15 protein-coding genes are annotated in these 24489 nt (G+C 41.6%); 14 read left to right on the top strand and 1 reads right to left on the bottom strand.

Translation table 11 applies throughout. From position 1 onward, the window contains the following. Nucleotides 1–250: 250 nt before the first annotated feature. The 11 genes from LV85_RS19455 (at nt 251) to LV85_RS19505 (ending at nt 17516) form a co-directional block, all read left to right on the top strand. Entirely contained in the window at nt 251–1849 is a 1599-nt protein-coding gene (locus LV85_RS19455; RefSeq protein WP_111322591.1) for a sodium:solute symporter family transporter, read from the top strand. An 18-nt stretch (nt 1850–1867) separates the two neighbouring features. Continuing rightward, a complete protein-coding gene (locus tag LV85_RS19460; protein WP_111322592.1) occupies nt 1868–3427 on the top strand; it encodes a sulfatase family protein in 1560 nt (519 codons plus the stop codon). Between the two features lie 7 nt (nt 3428–3434). Next, nucleotides 3435–4508, top strand: coding sequence for a Gfo/Idh/MocA family protein (locus LV85_RS19465; protein ID WP_111322593.1), 1074 nt, complete (start codon nt 3435–3437; stop codon nt 4506–4508). 3 nt (nt 4509–4511) lie between these two features. Next, the gene (locus LV85_RS19470) at nt 4512–5957 is read left to right on the top strand and encodes a sulfatase (RefSeq protein WP_111322594.1); all 1446 of its coding nucleotides are present in this window, start codon (nt 4512–4514) and stop codon (nt 5955–5957) included. 26 nt (nt 5958–5983) lie between these two features. Next, nucleotides 5984–7300, top strand: coding sequence for a glycoside hydrolase family protein (locus tag LV85_RS19475; protein ID WP_245942383.1), 1317 nt, complete (start codon nt 5984–5986; stop codon nt 7298–7300). A 59-nt stretch (nt 7301–7359) separates the two neighbouring features. Then, nucleotides 7360–8610: an enolase C-terminal domain-like protein gene (locus tag LV85_RS19480; RefSeq protein ID WP_111322595.1), complete on the top strand. Its 1251-nt coding sequence runs from the start codon at nt 7360–7362 to the stop codon at nt 8608–8610. 208 nt (nt 8611–8818) lie between these two features. After that, nucleotides 8819–9901 carry a glycoside hydrolase family protein gene (locus LV85_RS19485; RefSeq protein WP_111322596.1) on the top strand — a complete coding sequence of 361 codons (1083 nt, stop codon included), beginning with the start codon at nt 8819–8821 and terminating at the stop codon, nt 9899–9901. 438 nt (nt 9902–10339) lie between these two features. Next, entirely contained in the window at nt 10340–13588 is a 3249-nt protein-coding gene (locus LV85_RS19490; protein WP_111322597.1) for a SusC/RagA family TonB-linked outer membrane protein, read from the top strand. 27 nt (nt 13589–13615) lie between these two features. Further along, nucleotides 13616–15247 (top strand): RagB/SusD family nutrient uptake outer membrane protein, encoded by a 1632-nt coding sequence (locus LV85_RS19495; protein WP_111322598.1) that lies wholly within the window; start codon nt 13616–13618, stop codon nt 15245–15247. A 129-nt stretch (nt 15248–15376) separates the two neighbouring features. Further along, nucleotides 15377–16042 carry a TetR/AcrR family transcriptional regulator gene (locus tag LV85_RS19500; RefSeq protein WP_111322599.1) on the top strand — a complete coding sequence of 222 codons (666 nt, stop codon included), beginning with the start codon at nt 15377–15379 and terminating at the stop codon, nt 16040–16042. Further along, the gene (locus tag LV85_RS19505; protein WP_245942384.1) at nt 16029–17516 is read left to right on the top strand and encodes a sulfatase-like hydrolase/transferase; all 1488 of its coding nucleotides are present in this window, start codon (nt 16029–16031) and stop codon (nt 17514–17516) included. Before LV85_RS19500 ends, LV85_RS19505 begins: the two co-directional genes overlap by 14 nt. Before the next feature lie 190 nt (nt 17517–17706). Here LV85_RS19505 and LV85_RS19510 read toward each other — a convergent pair whose 3' ends face one another. Beyond that, entirely contained in the window at nt 17707–20349 is a 2643-nt protein-coding gene (locus LV85_RS19510; RefSeq protein ID WP_245942385.1) for a glycoside hydrolase family 95 protein, read from the bottom strand. Nucleotides 20350–20658: 309 nt separating this feature from the next. Here LV85_RS19510 and LV85_RS19515 point away from each other — a divergent pair, with 309 nt between their 5' ends. The 3 genes from LV85_RS19515 (at nt 20659) to LV85_RS19525 (ending at nt 24484) form a co-directional block, all read left to right on the top strand. Beyond that, nucleotides 20659–21393, top strand: coding sequence for a LytR/AlgR family response regulator transcription factor (locus LV85_RS19515; protein WP_111322600.1), 735 nt, complete (start codon nt 20659–20661; stop codon nt 21391–21393). Between the two features lie 149 nt (nt 21394–21542). Continuing rightward, nucleotides 21543–21968: an energy transducer TonB gene (locus tag LV85_RS19520; protein WP_111322601.1), complete on the top strand. Its 426-nt coding sequence runs from the start codon at nt 21543–21545 to the stop codon at nt 21966–21968. A gap of 299 nt (nt 21969–22267) precedes the next feature. After that, nucleotides 22268–24484: a tetratricopeptide repeat-containing sensor histidine kinase gene (locus tag LV85_RS19525; protein WP_158531214.1), complete on the top strand. Its 2217-nt coding sequence runs from the start codon at nt 22268–22270 to the stop codon at nt 24482–24484. Nucleotides 24485–24489 lie beyond the last annotated feature (5 nt).

The raw sequence follows: 24489 nt of genomic DNA on the forward strand, positions 1-24489 counted from the left end.
TAGCCCTAAAATTAAGTGTTTTTATTATATTCAGCGCAGTTAACTCATTTCTTCATACAAATGAAGGACTATCACCCCTTTTGGCAATTTCACCCTTACCTAATTTTCATGCGAATACAGCCTTCCCGGTGGTTTTCGATACCAAATTAGCTGAAATCAAAAAAACTTTCCTAAATAAACTAGTGCCTACGCCCTAATTATTATAATTTAGGCGTGGAAATAAAACATAAAGGCGTTTTGGCCTGACCCAATGACCTCACTTAGTTATATTGATCTCTCAGTAATAGTGCTCTATCTCGTAGGGATAATTGTAGTTGGCCTATGGTTTTCGAGAAGAAAAAAGCAAACCAGTGAAGGCTATTTTTTAGCAGGAAAGACATTGACTTGGTCTGTCATCGGCGCCTCACTCTTTGCATCCAATATCTCTACCGTTCACTTAGTAGGACTGGCAGAATCGGGATTTATTGATGGCATAGTTTGGGGGAACTTCGAGTGGTTTTCTGCTTTTGAGCTATTAATTCTAGCCTTCGTTTTCATTCCTTTTTACTTAAGAACAAAAATAACCACACTACCAGAGTTTCTGGAAAAACGCTATGATCACCGCTCCAGGATGATTTTGGCAATTTTCAGCATACTAGCTGCACTCTTTATGCATATAGGTGTGAGCTTCTATGCCGGCGCGGTGGTTTTCGAGAAAGTATTCGGACTGGACATTGTTATTTCCATTCTTATTATCGCTGGAGCTACAGGGTTGTACACTATTATCGGAGGTCTATCTTCGGTAGTTGTGACCGAAACAGTACAGACAGTCATCCTGATTTTGGGTTCTTTGACTATTACAGTTTTAGCAATATTCGCTCTTTCAGATGTGGGAATTCATTCCATGGCAGAACTTAAAGAAGTCGTCAGCGCGGATAGACTGCAAGCGGTGGCTTTTGACACAGAAGCCAAGGGATTTACTTTCCCAGATATGCTTTTCTCTCATTTGATTTTGGGAATTTGGTACTGGTGTACGGATCAGACTATCGTGCAGCGGGTATTGGGAGCCAAATCCGAAAATGAAGCAAAGCTCGGCGCCATATTCGCAGGTTTCCTCAAAATACTTCCAGTCTTTATCATGGTCGTTCCGGGAATCTTAGCCTTTGCATTATTCAGAGAAGAGATAGGTGAAGATACCAAATCTGTACTACCTATCCTGATCATGAACCTGATGCCTATTGGGCTGAAAGGACTGATGGTCGCTGCGCTTTTGGCAGCGGTGATGAGTAGTGTAGCTGCTGCACTGAATAGTTGCTCGACCTTATTGGTATTTGACGTTTTCGGCAGAATCAACCCCAATCTGACGGACCAGTCCAAAATACGGATTGGTAGAATTTCCGCGGTAGTAGTGCTCGTAATAGCTGTAATCTGGTCGCCCTTTCTAGGGAACTTAGGAGCCATATTTGAACTCATCAATCAGATGTTTTCCATCTTCGCTCCATCTATAGTAGCAGTATTTCTATATGGAATTCTTTCGCCTAAAGGAACTTCAAGGGCGGCTTTCCTGACCTTATTGGCCGGGAGTTTATTCGCAGGAATCGTATTTATCGTAGAGAAATACATCCCAATCGGAGGAGTAGAAAACTTCATTTCCAGTGCAGACGGACTTAACATCAACTGGCTTCGCCAAACCTGCCTATTCTTTATAGTCTCTTCATTGATTTATTGGATAGTGAGCTGGACAGATAAAACTCCAATGATAATCTCAGGAGACTTCTATCTCAAACTAGAAGGCTCCACCAAACAAACCAAGGTGCTGAGCATAGTCCTAGTGGCTATCATGATCTGCATTTACCTCATTTTCTACTAAGTCCGTTCTAAGAACCTTATGAGAATTAACAAAACACATTATATATCCATTTTAGTCATTGCAGTCTTTGCCCTAGCAGCTTTTTCCTTTGCAAAGAAAAATGAACTGAAAAGCAAGAAATCGAAGCCCAATGTGATCATCATTCTGGCCGATGATCTGGGCTATGGAGATCCTGAGGTATACAATCCAGACTCTAAAATCCCTACGCCAAATATCAATGCGTTAGCTAAAAGTGGCATTAGATTTACAGATGCGCATAGCCCAAGTGCGGTATGTACTCCTACACGATACGGACTTCTTACAGGGCAATATTCCTGGAGAACCGCTTTGGAAAATGGCGTTTTATTGTACTGGGACAAACCTCTGATCGATCAAAACAGACAAACTATCGCCACCATGCTTAAAGAAAGCGGCTACAATACTGCTGCTATCGGCAAATGGCATTTGGGCTGGCTGTGGTCTGATGAGCGGGGAAAAGATGTAAATGACACGCTTAGTGTAATGCCACATGACGCAAAGTTGCGTCAGCCCTTAGCCGATAAAATAGACTTTACAAAAGCTCTTGGTGGTGGCCCGACCACCGTTGGGTTTGATTATTACTTCGGAGACGATGTGCCAAATTACGCTCCTTATGCATTTTTCGAGAACGACAAGCTTCTCCAAATTCCTGACATGATCAAACCAGACTCTGTCTATGGAAATCCAGGACCTATGTATAGCGGTTGGGATTTACGCGCAGTCATGCCTACGATCACTGAAAAAGCAGAAAAGTACATAGAGGAACAGGCTGATTCCAAAAATCCTTTCTTCATGTATTTTGCGCTTACGGCTCCTCACACTCCTATCGCTCCTGCGGGAGAATTCCAGGGGACTACCAAAATCGGCCCTTATGGTGACTATGTGCATCAGGTAGACTACACGGTTGGCCAGATAGTAAAAGCGCTGGAAAAATCGGGTCAGCTGGAAAACACGCTGATCATCTTCACTTCAGACAATGGCTCTCCTCAGCGGGATGGCACAGGAATGTCGGGGGCAGTTGGATCGGTGAAAGCATCCGGACATGACCCGAGCAAGCCATACAGAGGAACAAAAGCAGATATTTTTGAAGGTGGACATCGTGTGCCCTTCATCGTGTCTTGGCCTGGAACTATTAAAAACAATCAAGTCAATTCTCAGCTTTTCGGCTTGAATGATGTGATTTCTACCCTAGCGGGAATTACAGGAAACAGCAAAAAAAATAGTCAATTTGAAGATAGCATGGACTTTAGCTCCGTTTTGTTAGGCAAAACTGACAAGCCCGTACGGGAGGATATTATCAACCATTCTGCCCATGGATCATTTGCGATCAGAAAAGGTGAATGGAAACTAATCATGACTGAAGGCTCAGGTGGGTGGACAAAAGTCGCTCCGGCAGCAAATGGGAAAAAGCTTCCTCCAATCCAACTTTACAACCTAGAAAAGGATCCGCAGGAGTTAAACAATCTTCAAGCAGAATACCCAGAACTTGTCAAAGAAATGTCTGCAAAGCTCGAAATATATAAGACACAAGGCTACAGCAACCCTGATTTCAGCAAATAAACTACCCATGGAAATCAATCAAAAACCTTTACTTCCCTCCAATTCCCGACCGATAGCAATTATTGGCGCTGGCGGGATAGTAGTGGAAGCTCATCTTCCGGCATATACGTTGGCAGGATGGCAGGTGATGGGGATTTTTGATTTGGATGAATCCAAAGCAGAAGCTGCTCTATCAAAATTCCCGATAGTCTCCAAGAAGTTTGCAGACCTAGGAGAATTGATCAAAACCGCATCCGATCAACAAGCAGTGTTTGATTTAGCTGTCCCAGCAGATCAGATTGTGTCGATTCTACAGGAATTGCCAGATGGTTCTGCTGTTTTGATCCAGAAGCCAATGGGCGAAACACTGGCTGGAGCTGCAGAAATCCACGAGATCTGCCAGCGCAAGAAGCTGATCGCGGCAATGAACTTCCAATTGAAGTTTGCTCCCTACATGCTTGCTGCAAAGGACATGGTGAATAAAGGATTGCTAGGAGACATCTATGATTTAGAACTAAAAGTCTGCGTCTACACTCCTTGGGATCTTTGGGGTTTTCTCAAGGAAAAACCAAGAATGGAAGTTCTCTATCACAGCGTACACTACTTGGATTTGATCCGCTCATTTCTTGGAAATCCCTCCGCAGTGCATGCCAGCCTTAGTCGGCATCCGAAAATGAAGGATTTAGCAGATACACGAAGCTCCATCATTCTCGATTACGACGAATTCACTCAGGCTAGAATTTTAACAAATCATGGCCATGAGTTTGGCGTGAAAAATCAAGAATCCTATTTCAAAATCGAAGGAACAAAAGGTGCTATTAAAATCACCATTGGCCTGTCGCTCGATTATCCAAAAGGTCAGCCAGCGAAAATGGAGTATTGTCTTTTGGACGATCAAGAGGGCTGGAAAGAATTCCCGCTTTCTGGAGGCTGGTTTCCACATGCATTTATCGGCACGATGGCAGCCTTACAAGTTAAACTCGAAAATCCTGGTGCGCACTTAAGAAATAGTACATCCGACGCTTTCCAAACCATGAAACTGGTGGAAGTAGTCTATCAGGCCTCACAATCAAGCGGAACATCATTCGAAAAAATTAGCTAATACATGAAAAAATTACTGTTCCTAGCATCTGTTCTTCTTTCGCTTAGCGCTTTTTCCCAGCAAAAGAAAAAACCGAATATCCTGTTTATCATCTCTGATGATCTGACTACTACAGCCATCGGAGCCTACGGAAATCCAGTCCCTAAAACTCCCGCCATCGATCAGTTGGCGAAGGAAAGCACGGTTTTTACCCGAGCTTATACGCAATATCCAGTTTGTGGACCATCCAGAGCTTCATTCATGTTTGGCTATTATCCGAATGCCACACAAACCTATGGCTATGTAAGTGGACGCGAAAATGTAGGCCCAGACAGAGCTTCGTTGACAGAGCTTTTCAAGCAAAACGGCTATTACACCGCCCGAGTGAGCAAAATCTATCACATGGGTGTTCCTATCGATATAGAAACTGGATCAGATGGAAAAGACGATCCTGCTTCTTGGACTGAGAAATTCAACTCTCAGGGCCCAGAATGGAAAGCTGAAGGAGAGGCTGAATTGGTGCAAAATAATGCAGACGGTAGCATCGAGAGAAAAGGTGGAAATGTAATGACTATCGTGCAGGCTTCCGGTGGAGACCTGGCGCATTCTGATGGAAAAACAGCTGAAAAAGCATCCGAGCTCCTGCGCACTCACAAGGACAAGCCCTTCTTTTTGGCAGTAGGATTTGTGAGACCTCACGTACCTTTTGTGGCTCCTGCGGAGTATTTCTCCCCTTTTCCATACGAAGGAATTAAGCTTCCAACTCAAGTGGAAAATGACTGGGATGATATCCCTGAGCGTGGCATCAACTACGTGACCAGTGTAAATGCTGATATGAATGACGTGCAAAAGCAGAAAGCTATCGCTGCTTATTATGCCTCGGTTTCATACATGGATGCGCAGGTGGGCAAGGTGCTGAAGACCCTGAAAGAAGAAGGATTGGAAGACAATACAATTGTGATTTTTACTTCGGATCATGGATTCCACTTGGATGAGCATGAGTTCTGGATGAAAGTAAGCCTTCACGAAGAATCAGTGAAAGTACCGATGATGATCAAGGTGCCTGGCAAAAAACCGGCAGTTGCGAACTCCTTCACAGAGCTACTTGACCTCTATCCCACGCTAGCTGAGCTGGCAGGATTGGATTACCCAAAAGGGATTCAGGGAAAAAGCTTAGTACCAATTCTGAAGAATCCTAAGAAGAAGGTTCGGGATTTCGCTTTCTCGGTAACACAGGGAGGAAAGTCATTTTTGATCCGCACAGACAAGTGGGCCTATATCCAATATGATGAGGATGCAGGTGCAGGAATGGAGCTTTATGACATGGAAACTGATCCTATGCAGTTCACAAACTTGGCTAAAGAAGCTTCGCATCAATCAGTCGTAAAAGAAATGCAAGCCAAGCTCGCCAAAAAACTCGCTGAGGTAAGAAAGAATGATCTAGGTATTAATTATAAGGCATCGAAATGATCATTTTTTTGTAAAACAATTCATAAATGAAGACTTCACAAACAGAGATAAAAGCACAACATATTCTAACTACAAGATCCGCGAAAATCTGCGCATTTTTCTGCGAAGATCTGTGGGAAGTCTTCTGGAACTTTCGAAAAAAATTAGCCCTAGCATGCCTCCTAATTTCCTTGTCTGGAATTGCTACCGCACAGTTCCAGGTGAAGTCCTTACCCGTTTCCGCGGAACTCAAGAAAGGTGAGGAAAGTCAATTTCTGGATGGTCCTTCGATATTGAAGCTCAAAGATTACTTCGTCTGGGGTGGATCTGCAGTGAAAGGAAAAGATGGAAAATATCACATGCTTTTTGCCATGTGGGAAAGTGGTACCGGTAAAGCTAGCTTCTCGCAAAGCTGGGTACTGGAAAGCAAAATCGGCTACGCTGTCTCTGATTTCCCGGATCGTGATTTCAAATTCCAAAAAATCATCCTCAAAGGAGCCCGATACAATGGGGATCCAGAAGCTTGGGATGCGCAAGGCGTTCACAATCCGCACGTCAAAGAATTTGACGGAAGCTTCTACTTATACTACATCGGAGGAAAAGATCCGGGTAAGAAAATTGCTCCAGATGTAGATAAAAGAAACCGCGTTCAGCAAAGTCAACAAATCGGAGTTATTCAGTTCGATTCCTTTGAAGACCTAGTAGCAGGAAATTTCAAACGTGCAGCCAAGCCGCTGTTGAGTCCGAGAACACGCGTTAAAAAAAATAATGTAGTGAGTCCCTCGCCTGAAGGAACTGTAGCCAAGCCAGATAACCTGATCGTGGTGAATCCCTCTGTGGACTACAATCCAAAGACAAAGGAATACATGCTTTTCTTCAAAGGAAACATCTATGAACCGTCATGGAAAGGAGTGCATGGCGTAGCGACTGGACCTACCCCTATGGGACCATTTACTGCTAGAGATGAATTCATTTTCGATGTCCGCATGCCTGATGGAAAAATGGCAAGTACCGAAGATCCTTATGTTTGGTTCTCAACAAAATACGACTGCTTCTTTGCTGTAGTGAAAGATTTCACCGGCGTTGTCGCAAAAAGCGAGAAGAAAGTCCTGGCAATACTTAAATCTGAAGATGGTATCAATTGGGAAATCACAAGCGAACCACTCTTTATGAAAAGGGAAGTTACCCTCGAAAATGGACAGACCATTCAGCTTGACAGACTGGAGCGACCGCAACTTCTGCTAAGTGAAGACGGCACTCCATTGTACCTCTATTGCGCAGCGGCAGTTGACAATGTCAATCCAAAAACCGACGGAAGCTCATTCAATATACAGATACCACTCGCAGTAAACCCTGCAAACTAACTTCAAACCAAACAACCACAACTGCTCTAACCGTAATTGCACACATTAACTTTTCGAAGATGAAGAAATCTATTGTAATAAAAAAAGCCCATTCCAATGACACACGTTTTGATCTAAAAGACGGAGCGGGTTCAGATGCCGTTCATACCAGTCCTGTATATGCATACGCCGTTTGCAAGCTAGCTACAGATTCAAATCTAGAAGGTGTAGGACTGGCATTTACCTTGGGTTCGGGCAATAAAATCGTTTGTCAGGCCATAGACTACTTGGTCAAACACATAGAAGGAAAAGAGATCTATGAACTAATGTCGGACTTTGGTACCACTTACAAGAAAATGGCGGATGATCCGAACTTCCGATGGCTCGGGCCACACAAAGGAGTGGTGCAACTGGCATTGGCGGCAATAGTGAACGCTTGCTATGATCTATGGGCAAAAGCAGAAGGTATACCACTTTGGAAATTACTTACGGATTTGAGTCCTGAGCAATTGGTAAACACGCTTGACTTCTCTTATTACGAAGATATTTTACCTAGAGAAGAAGCTATAGCCCTGATCAAAAATCAAAGAACTGGCATTATTGAGCGAGAGTCTATTATCAAATCTGGATACCCGGGATATGACACGTCGATTGGCTGGTTCAATTACACGGATGACCAGGTACTTCGCAATGTGGAAGTAGCCATGAGCAATGGATTCACAGCGATGAAGCTGAAAGTAGGAGCTCAAAATCCAGATCGTGACATCAGAAGAGCTGAATTGGTCCGAAAAGTAGCTGGAGATCAGGCCACCATCATGTTTGATGCAAACCAACAATGGACTTTGCCACAAGCTATAGATGTATGTACCAAACTGAAAGAATTAAATCCCTATTGGATCGAGGAGCCTACGCATCCGGATGATGTCTATGCGCATGTAGCTTTGGCAAAAGCAGTAGATGTACCCCTTGCACTCGGAGAGCACGTTCCGAATAAGATAATTTTCAAAAACTTCATCCAATCCGGATGCATGTCCTTCAACCAGGTAGATGCAGTAAGAGTAGGTGGAGTTTCAGAGTTTATCCTAATCAGTTTACTTTCCCGAAAATTCAATATCCCTGTAGTCCCTCACGTAGGTGACATGGGACAGATTCACCAGCACTTGGTATTGTTCAATCATATTACGCTTGGGCATCCGGCTTTGCTATTGGAGCACATCCCACATTTACGTGATTACTTCAAACACCCAGTCTTGATCTCAGACGGGAAATACCAAACTCCTATGGAACCAGGTATGAGTGCAGATCTTTTGCATTACGAATATTCCTATTAAAACATGACTATCCGCAATAATACTGGTATCCATAATTTCTTTGCTTAGCTGGCTGGAAGACCGAAGACGGGTGACTCCCGCCTATCGAGACAGGCAGAAGCGGCCACAATTCTTAAGTTTAACATATCCTATATTGCTTTTGCATTCTTACTGGAATAAAAGCGGCTATACACATTCAAAAGACACCTACACTTTGACCTAGTCAAAAATGAAATTACTATACCTACTTTCCTTTAGCTTATTTATCAGCTTTAGCGTAGCTTATTCCCAACCTAATCCTTTCCTAAATCAGTGGGATACTTCTCCTGTCGAAGGAGCATTTCAAATGGAGGATTATATTGTTTGGGGTGGCTCAGTGATCCAGGGAGAAGATAACCTTTACTACATGTTTGCCAGTCGCTGGCCAAAACATCTGGGGATGAGTGCATGGGTGACCAATAGCGAAGTTGTCCTAGCCGTAGCGGATAATCCTGAAGGCCCATTTAAATTCAAGCAGGTAGTTTTGCCTGCTCGAGGCAAAGAATATTGGGATGGAATGATGACCCACAATCCCAACATCCAATTCCACGATGGGAAATATGTACTATTCTACATCGGTATTAACTACGAATTTGATCAACCAGAACAAATAGCTCCTACCCGTGAACTCTATGAAGAAGCATGGAATCATAAACGTATAGGAGTAGCTGTCGCTGATTCACCAACTGGCCCATGGAAACGAATGGAAGAACCAATCCTTCAACCTCGACCAGGACAATGGGATGGCGCAATTATAAGTAATCCTGCCCCTTTTGTCCATGAAGATGGATCTGTGCTCTTGGTGTATAAAAGTGCTCCCGTTCCCTACCCAGCAAGAAACCAGAATAGAACAATGACTTTTGGGGTTGCCACAGCCAAGCACTATTGGGGGCCCTACGAACGGAAGGGCGAGGATAATCAAATCAAACTTCTTCCAATAAGTTCAGATGTGGAAGACCCATACATCTGGTACGATGGCAGCCAGTATCACATGCTAGCCAAATGCATGAATGCCGCCATTACTGGTGAATCTGGTGCAGGATTTTATGCAAGTTCTGAAGACGGACTAGTTTGGACTACACCGGAAAACCCAGCTGCATACAGCAGAACTCTCACGCTCAGCAATGGAGAAACTGTAGAATTCCCTAAACTGGAACGCCCTCAAGTACTAGTGCAACATGGTCATCCAACACATGTCTATTTCGCAGCCAGAAATCCTGAAGGAAAGATTTTTAATATGGTTAGGCCACTTAAAAGCGAGTCGAAAGAATAATTAATTCGATGGTACCCAAATGCGAGATGCGGGTTGAAGCCAGATTTTCAAGCCTAGCTTATAAACAGTTAGGCTGTACATTCATCAACTAACTTTTTATAAAGTATACAATCCTGCCTAGAAATACCTGACTGCATTTAGGTCGAAGATGGGTGCTGAACTTATAAAAATCTAGTCTACATATACCTTAGCATTCACTTCCTTTTTCATTTTTTTATAAAAGCTCCCACATTTATCGAAAATAATATGAGGATTTGGAGTTCATACGCAACATTTTGCATTTTTTTAGTCCTAAAGGCCTATTTTTTTAACAAATATTAGTGCGTATGCACTATTTTTAATTACCTTACCCACCGTTATCCAGACAACTGCTCATAGCAGCCAGTTATTCTGGATAACGATTTTCAGAAAATATCCAATACTAACCACTTTGTGTGTATGAAAAACTCTACTACAAAAATCTTAAACAGACTCAGCAAGTGGCCTGATACCAAAATGAAATTTGGTACTTTGGCACACATTTGCTTACTGTTCCTCTTCCTGGGGAGCTCAGGAATGACATTAGCCCAAACTACCGTTACAGGTGTCGTTACGGATGCTAACGGTGGCCTCCCTCTTCCTGGACTTACCATTTTGGTGAAGGGAACAACAACTGGCACTGTCAGTGACATCGAAGGAAAATATTCCATTCAAGTACCGAATTCCGATGCTGTTCTAGTTTTCAGCTACATTGGCTACGAACCTCAGGAGATTACCATTGGAAACAGAACTTCCCTGGACGTAGTTATGTCTGAGGACGTTTCTTCTCTTAATGAAGTAGTGGTAGTAGGCTATGGTACTCAGAAAAGAGGTAACCTGACTGGTGCTGTAGGTATTACGGACAGCAAGGTTCTTGAAAATAGACCTATTACTAACCTTTCTCAAGGTCTACAAGGAGTTGTACCAGGCTTAAATATCGCTTCTAATTCTGGTACTCCAGGTTCAGGAACTAGCATCAACATTCGTGGTGCGACCAGTATCAACGGTGGTAGTCCACTAGTATTGGTGGATGGTGCACAGATGGACATCAACAACATCAACCCACAGGATATAGAAAGTGTGACAGTACTTAAGGATGCAGCTTCAGCGGCTATCTACGGTGCCAGAGCTGCTTTCGGAGTAATCTTAGTGACTACCAAAAAAGGAAACAAAAACGCTAAGCCTAAAGTGACTTATTCCGGTAACTTTTATGCTTCTAGCCCTACAATTATTCCAAATAAAACAGATAGTTACCGTTATGCACTTTATGTAAATAGTATGCGTCAAAACGGTGGACAAAGTATTATTTTCGATGACACTAACCTTGGTCTGATCCAAGATCGTGTAGAAGGCAGAATATCTACTGACTATTCTTTAAAGCCGGATGGAAATGCTTATTACGTTCATGCTAATAATGATTGGGCCGATCAGGTTTTTGCTACTGCAGCACCAGGTCAAAATCATAATTTGAGTGTGTCAGGTGGAACAGAAAAAACTGCCTACAGAGCTTCTTTTGCATATGCTAAAGAAAATGGAATTGTAAAACTAGGAGATGATTTCTTCGAGAGATTCAACTTCAACACTAACCTAAGCACGCAAATCAACAGCTGGTTGACGACGTCTTTTCAAGTAAACTTCTCTAAGTCGGAGCAAGACCTTCATAACCTTCCAGGTAGTGGATTTGGTCCTTCTATCTTTCACGTGACTTGGAGAGCAAGACCAACTGAGGTCCCTTACTATGATATCGATGGCGTTCCTGTTCAGCTTTTCTCAAGGCTGAATCCAGTGGCAACAATCGAAAATGGCGGTAGAGACAATACGGTTAATTATAACCTAAATACCAAAGCGGGTGTAGAAATGAAATGGGGTGACTTTTCTGTTCTTTCTAACTTCACATACAACCCTAAGTTCAATACTAGACAGCAAAATCACAAGCAGATGTACTCTGTTTCACCTGCTTCAAATTTCAATGTAAATAAAGATGCGGAAGCCTCTTACATAGACAAAAGCAATCAAGTCAACACCTACTATGCATTTGACATGTATGGCAAATGGGCTAAAGACTGGGCAAGTGGCCATAGTGTACAAGCAACACTGGGCTATAACCAAGAGATGGCGACATTCACCAATAACTATGCTTATAATACCCTACTGATAAGTGATGACATTCTTTCTATCTCGAATACAATAGGTACTCCTATTGTTACTGATAATTATTATGACTGGGCACTGAGATCTGTGTTTGCAAGAGTAAACTACAGCTTTAAAGACAAGTACCTATTAGAAGTAAATGGTCGCTATGATGGATCTTCTAGATTCAACAAAGATGATCGATATGGATTCTTCCCCTCTGTATCTGCAGGCTGGAGAATCTCTGACGAAGGATTTCTTCAGGACGCTACTTGGTTAAACTTACTGAAAGTAAGAGCATCATACGGTGAGTTGGGAAATCAGAATACATCTCTTTATTACCCATTTGTTGGGTACAATACTGTGACGCAAACCAGTTGGATTTCGGATGGAACACGTCCACTAGGCCTAAGCCCTCAAAACCCAATCGGATCTACTAGAACTTGGGAGACGGTCGCTACGACAAACTTTGGAGTTGACATGATATTCCTACAAGGTCGTTTGGATGTGACTTTTGATGTATTCCAAAGAAACACTTCTGACATGCTTGTAGCAGGAGCCGCGCTTCCAGGAGTATTCGGAGCAGCTGCACCACAAAAGAATGCCGCAGACCTACGGGTAAACGGCTGGGAGTCTGCCATTGGATGGAAAGATCAAATTAACAAGGACCTCACATACAACATCAATTTTGTAATCTCTGATTCTAAAGCTGAAATCACCAAGTATGATAATCCTTCTAAAACACTTTCATCAGCTTATTATGAAGGCAAAATGATCGGTGAAATCTGGGGTTATGAAACTGTAGGTCTCTTCCAAAGTGAAGAGGAAATTACTAATGCACCAGATCATAGTTCTTTAGGAGGCGCCAATCTTCTTGCTCCTGGCGACGTTCGCTATGCGGATCTAAATGGTGATGGCGAAATCAATAATGGCGCAAATACAGTAGACGATTCAGGTGATAGAAAAATCATCGGTAATGCCTCTCCAAGATACAACTACGGTATCAGAGCCGGTTTACAGTACAAAGGTTTTGACCTGAGTGTGTTCTTCCAAGGAGTAGCTAAGCGCGATTTCTGGTTGGACGGTCCGATTATGTTTGGTGGAGAAGGTGGATACGGAAACGTGATCGTAACTGACGACCTGTATAACAATACTTGGAGTGACGGTACTGATGGACTTCCTGTCAATACAGATGCATACTATTTCCGCCCTTCACAGGCAGCTGTGATCAACAGAAATACGCAGATCCAGACTCGCTACCTACAAGATGCTAGCTATTTGAGATTGAAAAATCTAACCGTAGGCTACAATTTCCCAACAAGCCTAATGGACAAATGGAAAATGAGCAATGCGAGAGTATTTGTATCAGCTGAAAACTTGGTGACGTTCACGAAGTTGAACAAGAACTTTGATCCAGAAATCTTGGATCCAGGACAGGATAACTTAGGAGGAACCAACTTCTCGAATGGTGGTAGCCAATCAGGTAAAATCTATCCATTATCTAAGAGACTTTCATTTGGCCTGACCATAGGATTTTAATCTGCTCCAACTCTAAAATTAAAGAAAATGAAAAATATAAAATTATATCTAGTTGCTCTAGTCTGCTTAGGTCTAGCCTCCTGCAACGATGAGTTTCTGGACACAGTGCCAAAAACTCAGATCAACGATGCTAATTTCTGGAACAACACTGCTGATCTAGAGATTTACAACAACCAACTTTACGCCACTTATTTCGCTAATAAAGGCTTTACAGGTGGTGGTATGATGACAGAAGATGTCAATAGTGACAATGCTTATGCTGAAGCTCCTACCAATGTAAGGCTCGGCATCAATACCGCAAACAATCCTGGTATTAGTAACTGGAGCTGGTCTCTCGTAAGAGATATCAACCAAATGTTAGAAAACACTGAATCTTCTGACATAGAAGCTGCCGCTAGAAATCCATATATCGCAGAGGCAAGATTGATAAGAGCTTTAGATTATTACGATAAATTAAAGCTTTATGGCCAGCTACCAATCATTGATCGTGTACTTACAGAAGATGATGAATTACTCTATGCAACTCAATCGTCAAGAGATGAGGTAATGGCTTTCATCAAGTCTGACTTGGATTTTGCTACCGAGCACATGGCTAGCACTGCAGTTGAAAATAGATTCACAAAGGCTATTGCGCAATCTTACAAAGCTAGAATCATGCTTCACGAAGGCACTTTTCGTAAATACCACGGACTAGGTGGCGAGCAAGAATATTTGCAAGAAGCAGTGAGTTCTGCAGAGGCTGTGATCAATACAGGTCAGTACATGATTGATCCTAACGTCAGTTATAATGAGCTTTTCGCTCAAACTACCCTTTCTGGAAACAAAGAAGTCATCTTCTTCAAAAATTACGATGATGCACTTCAATTGTATCACAATAATGCAGCTTTGATCAAAAATGCGAATGGCGTAGAGCTTGGTGGCACAAAAAGTCTGGTTAATGATTACCTTCTATCAGATGGACTGACTATCTCTGAAAGTCAGCTATACCAAGGAGATGCAACGTTGGAAATGGAATTTGCAAATCGTGACCTTAGACTTTCTCAAACATTTTCATTACCAAACACATACTTCGCAGGTGACCAATTATACCTGAACTCCACTCCTGCTGGAATCAATGTCTCTGCTAGTCCATCTGGATATCAATTAGTAAAATTCTTCAATCCTGATCAAGAGTTCGCTAACTGGTCTCGGTCCTTCTCCGATGCTCCGCTTATTAGATATGCTGAGATACTATTAATCATGGTAGAAGCTAAAGCAGAACTTGGTACAGTCTCGCAAGCAGACATTGACCTTTCTGTCAATACGCTTAGACTAAAAGCAGGCGTAGCAGATCTTGTGTTAAGCGAAAGCATCATCGAAGATATTCGCAGAGAACGTAGAGTGGAATTGGCCTTTGAAGGCTTCAGATTTGACGATTTGATGCGTTGGAAAAAAGGTGCTGAATTAGCTAACCCAGTTCTTGGAGTAAAATTCAATGAAGTGGATATAGCTGATGCTTCTGAATTTGAAATAGGAACGGACATTTTCTTAAACGAAGATGGCGACGTGATGTCAAACAACAGCTATGCATTTGACGAAAGCAAGAATTATTACTTCCCAGTCCCGGTAAATGAACTTTCATTGAATCCAAATCTGAAACAAACACCAGGCTGGGAATGATTATAAAAAATTAGTTGGTAGAGTAATGGGTTTTTTATTTTAAAAAAAGGGGATTAATAATCCCCTTTTTTATCGTTTGAGCTATATCTTAACGACAGATTCTTTTTTTTAACTTTATAAAGATTAAAAATGAACAAACCTCCGAAAATCAAAACAAAGGACAAGATCTTATTAACCGCCATCAAGCAATACAATAAAGTTGGCGTACAAGGGGTTACGAGTAGACACATAGCAGGTGAGATGGGAATTAGCCATGGCAATCTCGACTATCATTACAAAACCAAAGAGGATATCATTTTGGCAATTTATGATAAAATGAGAGATGAAATGTCTGAGTATTTTGTCGCTAAAAAAGAGGAAACATCGCCTATTGAACGTGTTCACCTTCTGCTGATCCAATTGGAAGAATTTCAATACCGCTATCGTTTTATGAATCTGGACGTATTGGAAATCACCAGAGCCTACCCAAAAATCTCAGCACTATTACAGAAAACATCCGAGTACAGAAAATTACAGATGGACTCTATATTTCAAGAGTTTAGTAATGAAGATTACATGATGAAGATTGAACCTGAGATCTTTGACCAGGTTCAGCATATCATTCGAATCATCATCACTTTTTGGCTGTCCCAAAGGGAAGTCTTAGCTAATGAAAAATTCACGGAGAAGGGTTCGATGGTCAAAAGTATTTGGGCGGTAATCAGTCCATACTTAACCGAAAAGGGGAAAAAAGAACAAGCGGAAACTATTGCTAAATATGGATACACACAATTAAACCTAAATGATGAAGAATAGATTTGCAGTTTTCGGATTAGGAATCGCGCTTTTTTCTACGCTTACAATACAAGAAAATATTGCTCAGTCGCAACAAGCTAAACCAAATATCCTATTCCTTTTCGCAGATGATCAGCGGGCGGATGCTTTGGGAGCTGCTGGCAATCCCTACATACAAACACCGAATATAGACCAGCTCGCAAGCGAAGGATCTCGCTTCGAAAATGCCTATGTCATGGGCGGAAACCACGGCGCTGTTTGTGCAGCAAGTCGGGCGATGCTACTAAGTGGAAGAAGCTTATTTCATGTATATGATAAGCTAAAAGACGAACGTACATTCCCAATGGACTTTGCAGAGGCAGGTTATTCTACTTTCGGTACTGGGAAGTGGCACAATGAAAAAGAAGTTTTCGAAGCAAGTTTTCAGCATGGAAACAATGTCTTCTTGGGCGGAATGGCTGATCACTACGGGGTGGCTATGCGAGACTATGATGAAAACGGAAAACTAGGCGAGCCAACGATGAGAGGTTATTCCACAAACGTTTTTACTGATGGCACTATTGACTTTTTAAATTCCCATGCTAAATCCGGAACTGATAAACCTTTCTTAGCTTATGTGGCCTTTACTGCCCCACATGACCCTGATTCCCCTATTGCCAAATACATAGGCTATTACCCTGACGGCACCTTGCCTTTACCTGGTAATTATATGCCCTATCATCCATTTCAGTTTGATAACTTAATGGTTCGGGATGAGTTGTTGACCGGTTGGCCAAGGAAACCAGAGGTAATCCAAATGGTTCTATCAGATTACTATGCATTGATCACTCATCTAGATAACCAAATTGGCAAGATTATACAGACCTTGAAAGACAATGGTCAATATGACAATACGATTATCGTATATGCTGCTGATAATGGCTTGGGTGTCGGAAGTCACGGTTTGCTAGGCAAACAAAGTCTCTATGAGCATAGTACCAAAGTACCTATGATCATCAAAGGCCCAGGAGTACCTCAAAATGAAACCTTCGATGCCATGGTCTATCTCTACGACCTTTACCCTACACTATCCGAATTGGCAGGCCTGCCAAAACCTAATCAAGTGGATGGAAAGAGTCTAGCTCCTATATTAGCCGGAAAAGAGTCTAGCGTCAGAAATAGCCTATTCACAGCCTACAGATATACCGTTCGCGCTGTTAGAACTCCAGAGTGGAAACTCATTCGATATCCTGAGCGTGACTACACGCAGCTTTTCAACTTGACAAATGACCCCTTGGAACTGAATAATTTGGCTGATAACAAGGAGTATTCCTCCACTAAGGAAGAATTAATGAACTCCCTAAAGGAATGGCAAAAAGCCTCTGGAGATACAGCAGCTTTGACCACCAAAGTAATCAAACCACTGGAATACGATCCAGCCAAACTTACTAGAAAACCAGATCGCTGGCAGCCAGAATATACGCTGAAGCGGTATTTTGAGGGTATTGAAAATTAAAAGCCTCATACAGAAAAGCATAAAAAAGGTCCTCTGATATCAGGGGATTTTTTTGTGCTTTATTCTGTTAATCACTTCTTAGAAATCAGCGCTTGAACAGCTTACATTTCACTGTCAATGAAGCAAAAAAAAACCTGCAAAATCTAGTGTTTGCAGGTTCTTTAATTCATTTTATAAAGATGATTTCGGACTACTTCTTAGTAAACTCTACGATCTGACCTGCTTCAGTTTGAATATAATATTCATAATAAGTAAGATTCTTCAGCATTGCAGATTCTTCCTTTGAGTGATCCAAAAAGTCACCTGGATTGATAGGACTAAGCAACTTATTCACTCCTTCGTCAAGCAATACCACATCACCAGCAAACTTCAAAGCTGTGGCTGACTGAATTGGAAGAATGCCTCCTTTGTGAGAAACGATAGTTCCTTTTTTCAATATATTTTTCTCCCATTCCATAGATACTTCAAATGCACCTCTCGCTTTCAAACCAGCAATTTTTCCTTGATCCCAAGCTTTTGGCAATGCTGGTAAAAGATGCAATTTCCCAGCATGACTTTGCATTAACATTTCTGCTACTCCTGCAGTTGCTCCAAAGTTTCCATCGATTTGAAATGGAGGGTGAGCATCAAACAAGTTGGTATATGTCCCACTCCTACTAGTACCTTCTTCACCATCTTTTACTAAATGGAGCAAGTTGGTAAGCAACTGAAGCGATTTGTCACCATCATGAAGTCTTGCCCATACATTTACTTTCCAGCCCATAGACCAGCCAGTTGCCTGATCGCCACGTCGCTCCATACTTCTCTTTACCGCTGCAGTTAATTCTGGATTATTCTCAGAGTTTATCTGATTGCCTGGGTGAAAAGGGTAGAGATGAGATATATGTCTGTGTAATGGTTCCTGCTCTTCAAAATCAAACTGCCATTCTTGCAGCTGAGCGTACTTGCCTATCTGATAAGGCAAAAGCCCAGCAAGTTTCTCAGAAATCTCTGATTCGATATCAGTATCGTAACCTAAAATTTCAGTTGCTTCTAGATATCTGGAAAATGATTCACGAATGATCGCCATATCCATCGTAGGCCCCGGACTTTGTGTAGAGAATTCTTTTTTATCCTCAGCAAAATAAAATTTATTCTCAGGGCTATGACCTACCGGAGTGACGAGATACCCATCTTTATTAGGCACCAACCAATCCTTGTAAAACAATACGGCTCCTTCCAAAAGTGGGAAAATCTCTGTTCTCAAAAATTCCTCATCCCCTGTATAAAGGTATCTTTCCCACATGTGACTCATCAACCAGCCCGAAACCATAGGCCAAAAAGAACATGCACATAAATCCACTGGCTCAGATTGCCTCCATACACTCATATTGTGGTTACCTGTCCAGCCTTGGATACCAAACATATTTCTGGCTGTTTCGGTCCCATTAATCGCTAACTCCTTGATCGCTGTAAAGAGTGGCTCATGGCTTTCGGATAGATTGGTTAATTCAGCTGGCCAGTAGTTCATCTCCAAATTGATATTCATAGTGTAAGCACTCGCCCATGGTGGGATGATCTCCGCATTCCAGATTCCCTGAAGATTCAGTGGCTGGCCGCCAGGTCTAGAGCCTGAGATCATCAAGTAACGCCCAAATTGGAAATATAAGCCAACTAAGGATTGATCTCCGCCATTAGCAAACTGCTTCACCCGCTCATCGGTAGGTAATTTTGACTGCTTAGTTTTCTTAGTCAAACTGATCTCTACTCTATTAAATAACTCCTGATAATCAGCCACATGAGTATCATAAAGTTCTTGATAGCTTTTAGTCTTCGCCGTAGCCATAAACTCCTTTACTTTAGCCTCTTCGTCTACACCATCGAATACCGGTGATTTATCAAAGCCATTGTAACTCGTGGCTGCAGAAATAATAAAAATCGCCTCATCAGCATTCTTCACTTCTACAAATTGATCATTTTGAGTCACTGTCCCACCTTGATTCTTCGTGATCACTCGGGTATCAAAAGCCATCCCCAAACCGAATACATCTTCATCATACATCACCTGCGAAGCCCCAGGTTTCACCTCTCCATTCAGATCAAAAATCTCAGGATACTTGTATTGATCACCTGCATTAATCACCTGTTTGAATGTCCTTCTTAACGCAATTCCTGGCGCTTTCCCTTGCAACACCAGCTCATCATTGTCCTGAAATAATTTCTCTGTCGGTTCATGAGGAGTAGAAAGACTAAGCTTGCCATTGACCATCCCTGGCTTATCTGCGGATATTTTGACAACAATCACATGATCTGGGTAGCTGGCAAAATACTCTCGGGTGTAAGTCACCTCGCCTACTTTGTATTTAACCCGAACGATAGATCGACCTATATCCAAGCTTCTTTCATAGGATTCTACCTCTCCTTCATGTGGAAAATCTATCCACACATCTCCCATCGGTTGAAAACATTCCTGCGCTCTACCCAACCAATCTTTCTGAATGATATCTTGAGCATCTTTGAATTCACCCGCTTCCATCAGTGCCATTACTTCAGGATATTGCTTCCGAACGTTAATGCTTTTAAATGTAAAATCCGGATCTCCAGAGTACAAGGTGCCCTCATTCATCTGAATACGTTCTCGTTCCACTCCACCAAACACCATCGCTCCCATGTAGCCGTTTCCAATTGGAATCGCTTCTGTCCATTCTACAGCAGGCTGATCATACCAAACTCTTAACTCTTGTTCCTCTTCTGAAATGCTAATTTGCTGCCTTGCTGAGGCTGGCAACCAGCTAATGGCTAGAAAAAATGTAAAAAGGACAATTATAGGCATCCTATTTTTAATGTTCATCATTTTGCGTTTTATAGTAATATCTAATTAACTAGGTTTTTAATTACAGACATTGACACATCAATTTAATCCATGGTAAATACAAGCTAGGTCAAATGCACCAATAAAAACAAGCCAGCTTAATATTTTTAGAAAAAAAACTATTTCAACCTATTAAAAAATATTTTGAAACCTCCTTTACATAGAGCCAGTTACATGAAGTCACAAATCCCCAAAATTTAATATTTCGGAGCTTTGTGGTTTTCAGAGTTTAAAAAACGGGTCAGTTCTGAATTTTTCACTTAATTAGATACTCAATAAAACCCAGCATTTTTGAATAGGCCAAGAATTCTAATAGTCGAAGACGAGTTAATTATTGCTGAAGACCTCAAGGACATCCTTGAAAGTCTGGACTATGAAGTTTGCGGTATTGCTACTAGTGCGCGAGAGGCCATGCAATTTCTGGAAGAACAGCCCATAGACTTGGCCCTACTCGACATTAAGATCAAAGGTGGAAAAGACGGGATAGCCCTTGCCGCGGACATTAGAGAACAGTACCGGATCCCCTTCGTTTTTCTTACCTCACATGTGGACACAGCCACGCTCGCTCGAGCGAAGGAAACACACCCCTATGGCTATTTGGTCAAACCATTTCACGAAAAAGATATCCATGCCTGTCTGGAAGTTGCGCTTAGTAACTATGCCGCGGAAAATGAGAAAAAAGAGACACAAGAAGAAGCCACTGGAATGATGCTGAGCGATAGTCTCTTTGTGCGAAACAATGGCATGCTCGTCAAAGTAAAATTTAATGACATCATTTATTTCGAAGCTGATGGCAATTATTCTCAGGTATATACCCGAGATAAAAAATATGTGATTAGAGCCATTTTGAAGGATTTGGAAGTAAAACTTAACCCAAATCAATTTGCCAGAATTCACAAATCATTTTTGATTAACCTCGAGGCTATCGATGCGATTGACAATCAATCAGTGCATATTTCAGGTAAAGAAATCCCAATTTCCCGATCACAACACAGCTGGCTGGTCAATCAGATCAAGACACTTTAAGACTCAAATCTGAGTAGTTCAATTTTCCTTGATTTACATTTTTCTACAGTTCATTTACTAATGTCTGCTGTTCTTACCTAGACCAGACTGGCCAATTGACTAACTGAGTACATTCTATCAGAAATTGTTTCACTTTAAACTTAATTCTGATGAAAACTCTCAGCGCCATTTTAGTCATGATCATTGTTTGTAGCACAGTAGCTCCTAGTATTGCACAGAATCAAATTGCCTACCTACATTCCGCAAGTCCTAGAAATGAACGTATTATCAAACCCGTATCAGCCGCTCCTTCCTACGCTGGCGGCTATGACGCACTCTGCGAATACCTCAATAAAAACCTTCACTACCCTTACCTCGCGAAGGTCAGAGGAATTGAAGGAAGAGTAGTCGTGGAATTCGTTATCAATGAGTCTGGTAATATCGAAGATATCAAGCTGGTAGAATCTCTCTCGGGATCACTTGATGAAGAAGCCTTGAGATTGGTTAGAAAAATGCCTAGATGGATCCCAGCTTCACACAATGGCATAGCTAAATCTGTGCGCTATCAGCTCCCAATTCAATTTAGCATAGATTAATCCTACAGCTAATCAAGAAGGAAGGTGTCAGCTATATACTTTTCAATATGATTATCCGCAATGATGCCAGTCACCTTAAATTCTTTGTTTATCAGGCTGGAAGACCTCCCGATAGCTATCGGGAGACCGAAGACCGAAGCGGCCTCAATTTTTAAGTTTAACATATCTTACATTGCTTTTTCCACCTTACTGGTAGAAAAGCGGATATACATACTTTTCAGTCTAAAGCTATGAAAATCAAGTACATTTAATTAGGTTGATTAACTTTTGAAAAAGCTCAATTTCAACGAAAAATGTACATGAAAGACATACTAGTCAAATTTTTCATCTTAGTTTTTTTCGCCTCTCCTTCTTATTTATTGGCTCAAAACGAAAATTGGGCAGCAGATTCCTTGAGTATATATGACAGGAAAATCCATGAAAAACTCAGCCAAGACGAATACGAAGAGGTCGATTCACTTTTTAAAATACTCTATGATCGCGGTGCTAGTTCTTTGAACCCTGCTATATATGATTACTTCTATAAATCTATTCTAAACCCCAAGATTCAACAAGAGGCTAAGCTATTGGCAGGTATTCAAAACAATCTCGGCAATCTGGAATTTTACCGCTCTGATTTTGAGGCAGCTAAAAATGCCTTTACACTAGCTTTAGCCAATTATCAAAAAGCCGGAATGAGAGAAAGTGCAGCGGGGATGGCTATGAACCTGGGCATCATTCAGGAAAGGGCTTCAAATTACGACTCTGCCCTTGCTGCCTACAATCAAGCTTTACCGATTTTTCAAGAGCTCAAAGACACCGCTGGAGTGGCTTCCGTGCTTGAGAATATAGGTTTGGCTTATAGTTATCAAGGGAGTTATAAGCTAGCACTAAACTATATGGAGCAGGCTGATTCTGTATTGAAAACCAACACACCTCTTACTTCTGGACGCTGGACGAATCTATACTACAATAAGACTACTATTTACAATTCACTTGGTGAATATAGAGAAGCATTATTTTACGCACTAAAAGGATTAAAACTCAGCGAAGATCTCAAAGATGAAAGAAGGATAAATCTCGGCTACATCATGCTCGAAGACACCTACGATAAACTTGAGGATCAAGAAAATTGGTTGAAATATGTAAAACTCGCCAAAGTATTTGCTGAGAAATCAGAAAATGGACTTCGAAATGCGGATCTGGATTTCAAACTTGCCCGGTATTATTTGGATAAGGAAATTTATGATTCTGCCTCTTATTACTCAGAAAAAGGCTTGGCTTATTATTCCGAAAACAATTATGGAGAGGGCCTGACTAGAGGATATATTCTAAGAGGAAAAATCTTCTTTTCGCAGAAAGAATATCAAAAAGCTATTCAAGAATATCAGCTTGCCTTAAAGCACATGAACAATGAGGAGAGCAGGCAAATAGCCTCTGTGAGTCATAATCTAGGAATCTCCTATTCACGTATAGGCAATTATAATAAGGCCGATGAATACCTAAACCAAGCATTAAGCTATCGCTTAGATTTCGGGCAAAAAAGCACCTTAGCACCTACTTATCTAGCACTTTCCGAATCAAACCTGGACCGGGGGAATTACAAAAATGCTTACGAGTATTACACTAAATATAAGGCTTACGAAGACAGCATTCTCGATGAGACCAAAACGAAACAGATCGCTGAGCTTCAAACCGAATATGAAACAGAAAAGAAAGATCAGGCAATCGTAGAACTGGAACAAGAATCTCAAATCCAGCACCTCCTAGCGGCCAAACAAAAGAGTCATATTTATTTGAGTTTGGCAGGAATAGCACTGTTGTTAATCATCATTTTAGTGTTTTTCTATAGAGCAAGGCTCAAGCAAAAAGCTAACCTCCAACTAGCAATCAAGAATGCAGAAATTGCCAAGCAAAACGATGAGAAGGAGCTCTTGCTCAAAGAGATTCATCATAGGGTTAAAAACAATCTTCAGATCATCTCCAGTTTGCTAAGCATGCAAACTCGTGGAGTAAAAGACCTCAAGGTGATCGATGCCATGAAAGAAAGTCAAAGTCGAGTAAAGACCATGGCTTTGATCCATGAAAAACTCTATCAATATGAGAATCTATCCAGCATCAATATGCAGGAATATATGAAGCAACTTAGCGAGTTTCTCACCCAGACTTATGGCAAGAATAAGGAAGTCGAAGTGATCATTCAGGCAGAAGAAATCAACTTAGATATTGACACGGCTGTTCCGCTAGGACTTATCACCAATGAACTCTTGAGCAACGCACTCAAATATGCCTTTGAAGGTACCGAGACAGGTAAAATTGAGATTAGCCTCAACCGGACTGAATCTAAGGACTTCAAGTTGGTTATCTCTGATTCTGGAAAAGGAATAGACAAGGATCTGGACATTGAGAAGACCTCTTCCTTGGGCTTAAGATTGGTAAGGACCCTCACCAGGCAAATCAATGGTAACCTCTCTTTCCAATCTCATCCAGGTACTACTTTTTCTATCATTTTCCCGGAGGAGACCCTAGCTGCTTGATCGAC

Origin of the sequence: Algoriphagus chordae, from assembly GCF_003254055.1 — a bacterium.
GTDB classification, from domain to species: Bacteria; Bacteroidota; Bacteroidia; order Cytophagales; family Cyclobacteriaceae; genus Algoriphagus; species Algoriphagus chordae.

What these genes read in the sequence shown, in the direction of transcription:
- LV85_RS19505 (WP_245942384.1), top strand. Translation starts at nt 16,029, where the DNA reads ATGATGAAGAATAGATTTGCAGTTTTCGGATTAGGAATCGCGCTTTTT.
- LV85_RS19525 (WP_158531214.1), top strand. Translation starts at nt 22,268, where the DNA reads ATGAAAGACATACTAGTCAAATTTTTCATCTTAGTTTTTTTCGCCTCT.
- LV85_RS19510 (WP_245942385.1), bottom strand. Translation starts at nt 20,349, where the DNA reads ATGATGAACATTAAAAATAGGATGCCTATAATTGTCCTTTTTACATTT.
- LV85_RS19495 (WP_111322598.1), top strand. Translation starts at nt 13,616, where the DNA reads ATGAAAAATATAAAATTATATCTAGTTGCTCTAGTCTGCTTAGGTCTA.
- LV85_RS19490 (WP_111322597.1), top strand. Translation starts at nt 10,340, where the DNA reads ATGAAAAACTCTACTACAAAAATCTTAAACAGACTCAGCAAGTGGCCT.
- LV85_RS19460 (WP_111322592.1), top strand. Translation starts at nt 1,868, where the DNA reads ATGAGAATTAACAAAACACATTATATATCCATTTTAGTCATTGCAGTC.
- LV85_RS19500 (WP_111322599.1), top strand. Translation starts at nt 15,377, where the DNA reads ATGAACAAACCTCCGAAAATCAAAACAAAGGACAAGATCTTATTAACC.
- LV85_RS19470 (WP_111322594.1), top strand. Translation starts at nt 4,512, where the DNA reads ATGAAAAAATTACTGTTCCTAGCATCTGTTCTTCTTTCGCTTAGCGCT.
- LV85_RS19520 (WP_111322601.1), top strand. Translation starts at nt 21,543, where the DNA reads ATGAAAACTCTCAGCGCCATTTTAGTCATGATCATTGTTTGTAGCACA.
- LV85_RS19480 (WP_111322595.1), top strand. Translation starts at nt 7,360, where the DNA reads ATGAAGAAATCTATTGTAATAAAAAAAGCCCATTCCAATGACACACGT.
- LV85_RS19455 (WP_111322591.1), top strand. Translation starts at nt 251, where the DNA reads ATGACCTCACTTAGTTATATTGATCTCTCAGTAATAGTGCTCTATCTC.
- LV85_RS19465 (WP_111322593.1), top strand. Translation starts at nt 3,435, where the DNA reads ATGGAAATCAATCAAAAACCTTTACTTCCCTCCAATTCCCGACCGATA.
- LV85_RS19475 (WP_245942383.1), top strand. Translation starts at nt 5,984, where the DNA reads ATGAAGACTTCACAAACAGAGATAAAAGCACAACATATTCTAACTACA.
- LV85_RS19485 (WP_111322596.1), top strand. Translation starts at nt 8,819, where the DNA reads ATGAAATTACTATACCTACTTTCCTTTAGCTTATTTATCAGCTTTAGC.